The organism is Stenotrophomonas sp. Sm10, assembly GCF_030985515.1.
Lineage (GTDB): Bacteria > Pseudomonadota > Gammaproteobacteria > Xanthomonadales > Xanthomonadaceae > Stenotrophomonas > Stenotrophomonas hibiscicola.
Genome location: NZ_JAPTFO010000111.1, coordinates 1 through 9,605, shown reverse-complemented (window position 1 = coordinate 9,605; position 9,605 = coordinate 1). Strand labels below are relative to the sequence as shown.

8 protein-coding genes are annotated in these 9,605 nt (G+C 66.6%); 6 read left to right on the top strand and 2 right to left on the bottom strand.

Translation table 11 applies throughout. From position 1 onward, the window contains the following. The first annotated feature begins 203 nt into the window (after nucleotides 1–203). From O0J15_RS19440 to O0J15_RS19420, 5 genes are all read left to right on the top strand, one after another. On the top strand, nucleotides 204–1,379 hold the full coding sequence (locus O0J15_RS19440; protein WP_021203677.1) for a phosphoglycerate kinase: 1,176 nt from the start codon (nucleotides 204–206) through the stop codon (nucleotides 1,377–1,379). Then, nucleotides 1,376–2,029 (top strand): HAD hydrolase-like protein, encoded by a 654-nt coding sequence (locus tag O0J15_RS19435; RefSeq protein WP_019660016.1) that lies wholly within the window; start codon nucleotides 1,376–1,378, stop codon nucleotides 2,027–2,029. Before O0J15_RS19440 ends, O0J15_RS19435 begins: the two co-directional genes overlap by 4 nt. A 210-nt stretch (nucleotides 2,030–2,239) precedes the next feature. Beyond that, nucleotides 2,240–3,706 (top strand): pyruvate kinase, encoded by a 1,467-nt coding sequence (gene pyk, locus O0J15_RS19430; RefSeq protein ID WP_021203676.1) that lies wholly within the window; start codon nucleotides 2,240–2,242, stop codon nucleotides 3,704–3,706. A 161-nt stretch (nucleotides 3,707–3,867) separates the two neighbouring features. Next, on the top strand, nucleotides 3,868–4,872 hold the full coding sequence (locus O0J15_RS19425; protein WP_019660018.1) for a class I fructose-bisphosphate aldolase: 1,005 nt from the start codon (nucleotides 3,868–3,870) through the stop codon (nucleotides 4,870–4,872). A 129-nt stretch (nucleotides 4,873–5,001) separates the two neighbouring features. Continuing rightward, on the top strand, nucleotides 5,002–6,150 hold the full coding sequence (locus tag O0J15_RS19420) for a hypothetical protein (RefSeq protein WP_019660019.1): 1,149 nt from the start codon (nucleotides 5,002–5,004) through the stop codon (nucleotides 6,148–6,150). 91 nt (nucleotides 6,151–6,241) lie between these two features. On the opposite strand, the gene O0J15_RS19415 is transcribed toward O0J15_RS19420, so the two are convergent. Together O0J15_RS19415 and cysK are read right to left on the bottom strand one after the other, a co-directional pair. Further along, nucleotides 6,242–6,841 carry an O-acetyl-ADP-ribose deacetylase gene (locus O0J15_RS19415; RefSeq protein WP_019660020.1) on the bottom strand — a complete coding sequence of 200 codons (600 nt, stop codon included), beginning with the start codon at nucleotides 6,839–6,841 and terminating at the stop codon, nucleotides 6,242–6,244. Between the two features lie 213 nt (nucleotides 6,842–7,054). After that, nucleotides 7,055–8,014: a cysteine synthase A gene (gene cysK / locus O0J15_RS19410; RefSeq protein ID WP_019660021.1), complete on the bottom strand. Its 960-nt coding sequence runs from the start codon at nucleotides 8,012–8,014 to the stop codon at nucleotides 7,055–7,057. Between the two features lie 206 nt (nucleotides 8,015–8,220). Here cysK and O0J15_RS19405 point away from each other — a divergent pair, with 206 nt between their 5' ends. After that, nucleotides 8,221–9,204 (top strand): LysR family transcriptional regulator, encoded by a 984-nt coding sequence (locus O0J15_RS19405; protein ID WP_019660022.1) that lies wholly within the window; start codon nucleotides 8,221–8,223, stop codon nucleotides 9,202–9,204. Nucleotides 9,205–9,605: the final 401 nt, after the last annotated feature.

The following is a 9,605-nucleotide window of genomic DNA, read 5'->3' as shown; positions in this document are numbered from 1 at the left end:
CCACCCCACACCGCCCCGGCCCACCCCCAGCATCATGAAGCGTCAGCGCTTTGGCAGTTGCTGTTGCTGTTGCCGTTGCCGTTGCCGTTGCCGTTGCCGTGCGCCTCTGCCTGCCGCAGGCATCGACCCTCCCACCACCCGCACCCGATACAATGGCCGTCTGCCGTACCCCGGCATCCCGTCCCTGAGCCAAAGAGTTGCCCATGTCCATCGTCCGCATGACCGACCTCGACCTCTCCGGCAAGCGCGTGCTGATCCGCCAGGATCTGAACGTGCCGATCGAGAATGGCCGCATCACTTCCGAACAGCGCATCACCGCTTCGCTGCCGACGCTCAAGCGTGCGCTGGAGCAGGGCGCGGCGGTGATGGTCACCTCGCATCTGGGGCGCCCGAAAGAAGGCGTGTGGAGCGAAGCCGATTCTCTGGCGCCGGTGGCCCAGCGCCTGTCCGAACTGCTCGGCCGCGAGGTTCCGCTGGTGCGTGACTGGGTCGACGGCGTCGAGGTGCAGCCGGGCCAGCTGGTGCTGCTGGAAAATTGCCGCATGAACGTCGGCGAGGGCAAGGACGATGAAGCCCTGTCGAAGAAGTACGCGGCGCTATGCGATGTGTTCGTGATGGATGCCTTCGGCACCGCGCACCGTGCGCAGGCCTCCACCCATGGTGTCATCCGCTTCGCACCGGTCGCGGCCGGTGGCCCGCTGCTGATGGCCGAGCTGGACGCGCTGGCGCAGGCGCTGGATGCACCGGCCAAGCCGTTGCTTGCCATCGTCGCCGGCAGCAAGGTCAGCACCAAGCTGGAACTGCTGGCCAACCTGGTCGGCAAGGTCGATCAGCTGATCGTGGGTGGCGGCATCGCCAATACTTTCATTGCTGCCGCTGGCCATAACGTCGGCAAGTCGCTGTATGAACCGGACCTGCTGGACACGGCGAAGAAGATCGTGGCCGATGCGAAGGCGCGTGGCGCCGACATTCCGCTGCCGGTGGACGTGGTCACCGCCAAGCAGTTCCTGCCCGACGCTGCCGCGGAAGTGAAGGCGGTCGATGCCGTTGCCGAAGACGACCTGATCCTGGACATCGGCCCGCAGACCGCCGCGCAGTACGCGCAGCTGATCGAGAAGGCCGGCACCGTGGTCTGGAACGGCCCGGTCGGCGTGTTCGAGTTTGAAGCCTTCAGCAAGGGCACCGAAGCGCTGGCCCGCGCGATCGCCAGCTCGAAGGCGTTCTCCATCGCCGGCGGTGGGGACACCCTGGCCGCGGTCGACAAGTTCGATATCGCCCAGCAGGTCAGCTACATCTCCACCGGCGGCGGTGCGTTCCTGGAGTTCCTGGAAGGCAAGACCCTGCCGGCGGTGGCCGCACTCGACGCGCGCGGCGCATGAGTGGCGAGCGCGGCAAGGATGTGCTGTTCTTCGACCTGGACGGCACGCTGATCGATTCGCAGGTGGGCATCACCGCCTGCATCGCCTATGCGCTGCAGAAGATGGAGTACCCGGTGCCGCCGCAGGACACCCTGCGGGGCTGGATCGGTCCGTCGCTGCGTACCACCTTCATGCCTCTGTTCGGTGAACCGGCGCGGGTGGAACAGGCAGTGGGCTACTACCGGGAGCGCTTCGATGTCGAAGGCTGGCGCGAGCACACGGTGTACCCGCAGGTGGAGGACACCCTGCGCACGTTGCATGGTCGCGGCCACCGCCTGGCGGTGGTCACGGCCAAGAACGAGCCGCATGCGCGCCGCATCCTTGCCCACCTGCCGTTCGGCGGGCTGTTCGAGGAGATCGTCGGTTCGACCCTGGACGGCTCGCGCAGCCACAAGCCGGAACTGGTCGGCGAGGCGTTGCGTCGGCTGCAGGTGCAGCCTGCGCAGTGCTGGATGATCGGCGACCGCCGCATGGACATCGAAGGCGCGCGCCACCACGGCCTGCGCAGTGTGGGCGTGCTGTGGGGCTTTGGCGGTGAGGCCGAACTGACCGAAGCCGGCGCGGGCCAGCTGGCCCGTGAGCCGGCGCAGCTGACGACGCTGTTGGCCTAGGCTCCTGTGGAGCCAAGCCCATGCTTGGCTGCTTCGGCCTATGCCCAGCCGAGCATGGGCTCGGCTCTACAGAACTGCCTGCGCCGGCGTATGTCCGGGTGATGTCCATTCCATGACCCGCGAAGACAAGCGGCACAAGGCTGTAACCGTATACATGCGACGTGAAGGATGTGCTAATTTCCGTCCTTTACCGGGAGAGGCCCATTCACCATGTTCGAGCGTCAGCGTCGCACCAAGATCCTTGCCACCCTCGGTCCGGCCACTGATCCGCCGGGCGTGCTGGAGGATCTTTTCCGCGCCGGCGTCAACGTGGTACGCCTGAACTTCAGCCATGGCGACCCCTCCGGCCAGGCCAAGCGTGCCGCCGAAGTGCGTGCCGCCGCTGCCCGCGTGGGCGTGGAAGTGGGCATCCTGGCCGACCTGCCGGGCCCGAAGATCCGCATCGAGCGCTTCGCCGAAGGCAAGGTGCAGCTCAAGGCGGGTGACCGCTTCGACCTGATCGCCAGCACCAACGCCGGCCCCGGCGATGCGACCCAGGTAGGCGTCAGCTACCTCGGCCTGCCGCAGGACGTCGGCCCGGGCGATGTCCTGCTGCTCGATGATGGCCTGATGCAGCTGCAGGTGGTGGAGGTGCAGGGCGAGCGCATCATCAGCACCGTGCTCAACGACGGCGCGCTGTCTGATCGCAAGGGACTGAACAAGCAGGGCGGTGGCCTCTCGCTGGGCGCACTGACCGAGCGCGACAAGGAACTGATCGGCATTGTCGCCAAGATCGGTGTCGACTTCATCGCCGTGTCGTTCTGCCGCAACGCGCAGGACATGAACGACGCGCGCGAGATCGCCCGCTCGCACGGCTGCGATGCCGCGCTGGTGTCGAAGATCGAGCGCACCGAGGCGATCGAGAACCTGGAAGAGATCGTCGAGGCCAGTGACGTTGTGATGGTCGCCCGTGGCGACCTCGGCGTGGAAATCGGCGATGCCGAGCTGCCCGGCCTGCAGAAGAAGATCATCAAGGCCTCGCTTGCGCAGAACAAGGTGGTGATCACCGCCACGCAGATGCTGCAGTCGATGGTTGAAAGCCCGATCCCGACCCGCGCCGAAGTGCTGGACGTGGCCAACTCGGTCATCGATGGCACCGACGCGGTGATGCTGTCGGCCGAGACCGCTGCCGGTGCCTGGCCGGTCAAGGCGGTGGAAGCGATGGCGCGTATCTGCCTGGGTGCCGAGCGCCAGTTCCAGACCGAGACCGACTTCAACGCCTCGCCGCGTAATCTGGAACGTGCCGACCAGGCGATTGCCATGGCTACCATGTTCCTGTCGCAGCACGTGGGCGTGCGTGCGATCGTGGCGATGACCGAATCCGGTGGCACCGCCCGCTACCTGTCGCGGTTCCGCGCCAAGGCGCCGGTGTTCGCAGTCACCCGCCACGACGGCGCGCGCCGCCAGATGGCCCTGATGCGCGATGTGTTCCCGATCAACTTCGACAGCCGCGGGCTGACCCCGCGCGAAGCCGCGCGCGGCAGCATCCGCCTGCTGGTGGAAGCCGAACTGCTGCAGGCCGGTGACCGCGTCGTGTTCACCAGTGGCGAGCACATGGAAACCCACGGTGCCACCAATACCCTGCGCCTGCTGGAAGTGGGAGAGGACGGCCGCGCCATCGGCCTGGGCGACCTCTGAGGCCCGCCGGGGTCGGATCCCCGCAAGGGCTCTGACCCCGTGCCGCAGGACATCGCTTGTCCTGCGCCGACATTGGAATCGTTTCCATTCTGGCCTGCACGCCGGCGCAACGGGCGGCGGGGCTATACTTGTGTTTTTCCCGCACCCGCCACAGGAAGTACATGAGCATCGAACAGCTGGCTGAAACCGCCCAGGCCATGGTTGCCCCGGGCAAGGGCATCATCGCGATCGACGAATCCACCGCTACCATCGCCAAGCGTTTCGCTGGCGTCGGTATCGAGAACACCGAGGAGAACCGTCGTGCCTACCGCGAACTGCTGCTGACCACGCCGAAGCTCAACGAGCACATCTCCGGCGCCATCCTGTTTGACGAAACCATCCGCCAGTCGACCAAGGACGGCGTGCCGTTCGCCAAGTACATGGCCGACCACGGCATGATTCCGGGCATCAAGGTGGACAAGGGCGCGCACCCGCTGGCCGGCTGCCCGGGCGAGCTGGTGACCGAAGGCCTGGATGGCCTGCGCGAGCGCCTGCAGGAGTACTACAAGCTGGGCGCGCGGTTTGCCAAGTGGCGTGCTGTGATCAACATCGGCGAGAGCATCCCGTCGGGCACCTGCATCGAGTCCAACGCCCATGCGCTGGCCCGCTACGCAGCGCTGTGCCAGGAATGCGGCCTGGTGCCGATGGTCGAGCCGGAAGTGATCATGGACGGCGACCACGACATCGAGACCTGCTACGAAGTCACCGAAGCGACCCTGCGTTCGCTGTTCGACGCCCTGTACCAGCAGAACGTGCTGCTGGAAGGCACCATCCTGAAGGCTTCGATGGTCATCTCGGGCAAGGACTGTGAAGAGCAGGCCGACGTCGAGGAAGTGGCCGAGTCGACCGTGATGTGCCTGAAGAGCACCGTGCCGGCCATCCTGCCGGGCGTGGTGTTCCTGTCCGGTGGCCAGAGCGACGAGCAGTCCACCGAGCACCTGAACGCGATGAACCAGCTGGGCAACCTGCCGTGGCCGCTGAGCTTCTCCTACGGCCGTGCCATGCAGCAGGCCGCGTTGAAGCTGTGGGCCAAGGACATGAAGGGCAACTACGCTGCTGCCCAGAAGACCGTGTACGAGCGCGCCAGGGACAATGGCCTGGCCGCGCTGGGCAAGTGGAACGGCTGATCCGTCCCATCGCTGGATGAACAAGGCAGCGCCGGCATCACGCCGGCGTTTGCTTTTGCGGGTATCTTTTCCGCCCCCATGCGCCCGGCCGGTGCGTGGGAACCACATGGAAGGCCAAGGAGAAACAACATGCGTTTGGCAGCAATCACACTGGCCGTAGCCACGGTCCTGGTCGCCGGCGGGTGCAACCGCATCGGTGGCGGCGGTGCCGAGGCAGGCAAGGCCGCGTCGCTCGATTTCGACAAGCCGGTCTCCGGCGAGATCACCTCGCGCAGCGGCATCAACTTCAATGACGGCAGCCATCACCAGCTCTACCAGATCAAGCTGGAAGACAGGGATCTGGTCGGCCTGAAGCTCACTGGTGCCCTCAGCGGCTCGATTGCGGTGTTCAACAACGGCAGCCTGGTATCCACCAGCAACACAGGCTATGAGCGCGAGGGGGACGTCTCGCTGGCTTTCCGTGCCAACGGCAGTGGTACCTACCAGGTGGCAGTCAACGCCGATGGCCCGACCGCGTTCGGCCCTTATCGCCTTCGCGCCGAGAAGCTGAAGCCGTACGACGGCAAGCCGCTGGCGGGCAGTGGCGAGATCGTCGATATGCTGGCCAGCAACTCGCAGGACTACACGTTGCAGGTGGACAAGGCGGGCCTTTACGAGATCCGGCTGGTCTCGGACGCCTTCGACCCGGTGCTGAAGCTGTCCGGGCAGGGCGTGGATGCCGAGAATGACGACGGCGGGGACAGCACCAACTCGCGCCTGACCCTGTCGCTGAAGCCGGGCAAGTACACGCTGACCGCGCGTGGCCTCGGCGACGGCGTCAGTGGCATGTTCACCTTGTCGGCCAATCGGATCGAGCTGCCGGGCAACCTGGTCGATCGCGATGGCACCGCACTGCCGAAGTCCGGCAGCGTGTACACGATGCTCGATAACGATGGCGTCCGCCGCTTCCTGCTGACGCTGGACCGTCCGACCAATGTGCGGCTGGATGCAATCTCCGGCCAGGTCGATACCGTGCTGCGCGTGGTTGGCGGCGATGTCGAACTGACCGACGATGACGGTGGCAACGATACCAACGCACGCCTGGAAGAAGCGTTGCCTGCCGGTCATTACACCGTCGAGGTGTCCAGCCTCAGCAACGGCGCGGGCATGGTGGAAGTGCGTGTGCAGGTGGACGGCGCCAGCGCCGATGGGGCTGCTGCTTCGGCGGCAAGTGCCGCTGCCGACGCGGCCGCTGCTGCGGCCGATGATGCCGCCGCGGTGGAAGCTGCCAGCCGTTGAGCGTGTTCCACACTCCGTGGGAGTGTGGACAAGGGCGCAACAGGAAAGGCCGGGCAATGCCCGGCCTTTTCCTTGACGCTGACCGCCGGATTCAGTGCGCGGCGGCGAAGCCCGCATCACCCAGCGGCGACAGCATCGAGCCGCGCGGTTCGCCGTCTGCGCCTTGCCCGGCGGCGCTCAACGCTTGCTGGTACGCCTTGGCCGTCGCGGTATTGAACGCCACCAGCACGATGCGCATCGGCTGCGCATGGCTGCGCTGCCAGGCCAGTGTCTCGGTCACGGCGATCTGCGCCGCCTGGTACAGCGGATAGCCATACACACCGCAGCTGATCGCCGGGAAGGCGATCGACTGCACCCCCAGCGACTCGGCCAGCTGCAGCGATTTCCAGTAGCAGTTGGCGAGCAATGCCGGCTCGTCGCGCTGGCCGTCGTGCCAGACCGGGCCCACCGTGTGCAGTACATGCCGTGCCGGCAAGGCGTAAGCGCCGGTGGCACGCACTTCGCCGGTCGGGCAACGCACGCCCGGGCGCAGCTCGGGCAACCGCTCGCACTCGGCCCGCAATGCGGGGCCGGCCGCACGATGGATCGCGCCGTCCACACCACCGCCGCCGAGCAATGTTTCGTTGGCCGCGTTGACGATCGCATCCACCGCCAGGGTCGTGATGTCACCCTGCCAAACTTCGATCTTCATGCGTCCGTCTCCTGCCTGTGAGGTGTTCCGCGCAGCCTCTGCGCCGGCTGTACCCCACGGTAGGGGACAGGGCATCGATACTGCGTCATGACCGTCTCACGCGCTGCGATCCGACGGCCTTCACGCACGATGGCGGTCGCTGCCTTCACGCAGGCTGAAGCGGTCACGGATTCGCGGCAGGCGGTGGCGCCAGGCAATGCCCGGCGGCTTGCGTCATGGCAGGCCAGCCAGCCAGTCGTCGTCGGAACCCTCGTTCACATCGGCGAACAGCGGCGTGGAGAAATAGCGTTCACCGGTGTCCGGCAGCATCGCCAGGATCACCGAACCCGGCTCAGCGCGGGCTGCCACGTCCAGCGCGCTGGCCACGGTGGCGCCGGCGGAGATGCCGACGAAGATCCCTTCCTCCGCCGCCAGTCGGCGCGCGGTGGCGATGGCGCGGTCATCCTCCACCGACACCAGTTCATCCACCACATCGCGGTTGAGCACGTCCGGCACGAAATCCGGGGTCCAGCCTTGGATCTTGTGCGGTTTCCAATCATCGCCCTTGAGCAGGGCGGCGCCGGCGGGTTCGGTAGCAATGACGCGGGTCTGCGGGCGCGCGACCTTCAACACTTCGCCCACGCCGGTGAGCGTGCCGCCGGTGCCCCAGCCACTGACGAAGTAATCCAGCCGCTTGCCGGCGAAGTCGCGCAGGATCTCGGCGGCCGTGGTGTTGCGGTGATAAGCCGGATTGGCCGGGTTGGCGAACTGGCTGGCCAGGAACCAGCCATGCTGCTCGGCCAGTTCGCGCGCCTTGCGCACCATGCCGCTGCCACGCTCGGCGGCCGGGGTCAGGATTACCTTCGCGCCATAGGCGCGCATCAGTTTGCGACGCTCCACCGAAAAGGTCTCGACCATCGTGGCCACGAATTTGTAGCCGCGCGCGGCAGCGACCATCGCCAGCGCCACGCCGGTGTTGCCCGAGGTGGCCTCCACGATCGTGTCGCCTGGCTTGAGCAGGCCACGCGCTTCGGCGTCGAGGATGATTGCCAGCGCCAGGCGGTCCTTGACCGAGCCGCCCGGATTGAATGACTCGACCTTGGCGTAGACGCTGACCTGTGGCGGTGCCAGGCGCTGCAGCCTGACGATGGGGGTGTTGCCGACGGTATCGAGGATGGACTCGTACAGGGCCATGGAAGCGCTCCGGAAACGGGGCCGCGCCGGGCTTCGGCGGGCAAAGGGGAGGGCTGGCTGTTCAGGCCAGCGGCTGCCGGCTGACCGTAGCGCCGGCATATGACGCCCGGAAATGACCAGATACCTTTCTTAAACAACCTTTGGTTATAAGCTGGTGACGGCAATTGACCCTAGAGTGGACCTCCGCCCCACGCCGCCTGCCTCCCATGACGCTGACCCAGCTGCGCTACCTGGTTGCCATTGCCGATGCCGAGCTGAACATCACGCTCGCTGCCTCGCGCGTGCACGCCACCCAGCCCGGCCTGTCCAAGCAGCTCAAGCAGCTGGAAGACGAGCTCGGCTTTCTGTTGTTCGTGCGCAAGGGCCGCAGCCTGGAGTCGGTCACCCCAGCCGGCACCGAGGTCATCGCCCGCGCCCGCGCGGTGCTGGCTGAGGCCAACAACATCCGCACCTACGCGGCAAACCAGCGTCGCGAGAGCCAGGGTCAGCTGATCCTGACCACCACGCACACCCAGGCGCGCTTCGTGCTGCCGCCGGCGGTGGCGGCGATCAAGCAGGCCTACCCGCAGGTCAGCGTGCACCTGCAGCAGGCCGGTGAAGCCGACGCGCTGGACCGCTTGAACCAGGGTGATGCCGATATTGCGATCATCAGCACCGCAGGCGGTGAGCCCACCGATGGCATCGCAGTGCCGCTGTTCCGGTGGCGGCGCCTGGTGGTGGTGCCCAAGGGCCATCCGCTGGACCGCGCCGGCCGCGCACCGGACCTGGCCGCGCTGGCCCGCCAGCCATTGATCAGCTACGAATCCTCGACCCGACCGAACTCATCCCTGCAACGCGCCTTCGCCGCCAATGGGCTGGTGCCCGATCTGGCACTGACCGCGCTGGATGCGGACCTGATCAAGACCTACGTGCGCACGGGTCTTGGCGTAGGCCTGCTGGCCGAGATGGCGGTCAGTTCCAACGATGAAGACCTGCGTTCGTGGCCGGCCCCGGACCCGATCGCCGAGTGCATCGCCTGGGCGGTGCTGCCGCGCGACCGGGTGCTGCGTGATTACGCGCTGGAACTGGTGCACGTGCTGGCACCGCAGATTGATCCGCGTGACCTGCGCAGGGTGCTGGATGGCAACCAGGCGGCGGCGTGGCCGGTGCCACCGACGTGGGAGTCACTGACCCAGACCATCACGGTGTGAGGGGTTGGTCGAGCAGGGCTTGCAGCCCTGCACCTGCTGCGGCATTCAAGCAACAGCAACAGCAGAAGCGGTATTCCGTGGGATGGCGGGGCGGTGTCGGAGTGCGGGGACGCCGTAAACCCGTCCCTGGGGGCTTGGCAGCCGCATCCATGCGGCTGACACCCCGCACTCCGACACCGCCCCACCTCTGACAGATTCCGGCGGCTGTTGGTAGATGTCGACTTTGGTCGACACGGTAGATCCACGCCATGCGTGGATGAATCTCCATCGAAATCGAGTATTTCGAATTGAAATCGAAGAGCATCCACGCATGGCGTGGATCTACTGCAGATCGCGGAGATCTGTCGAGGGGGGGGGGGGGGGGGGGGGGGGGGGGGGGGGGGGGGGGGGGGGGGGGGGGG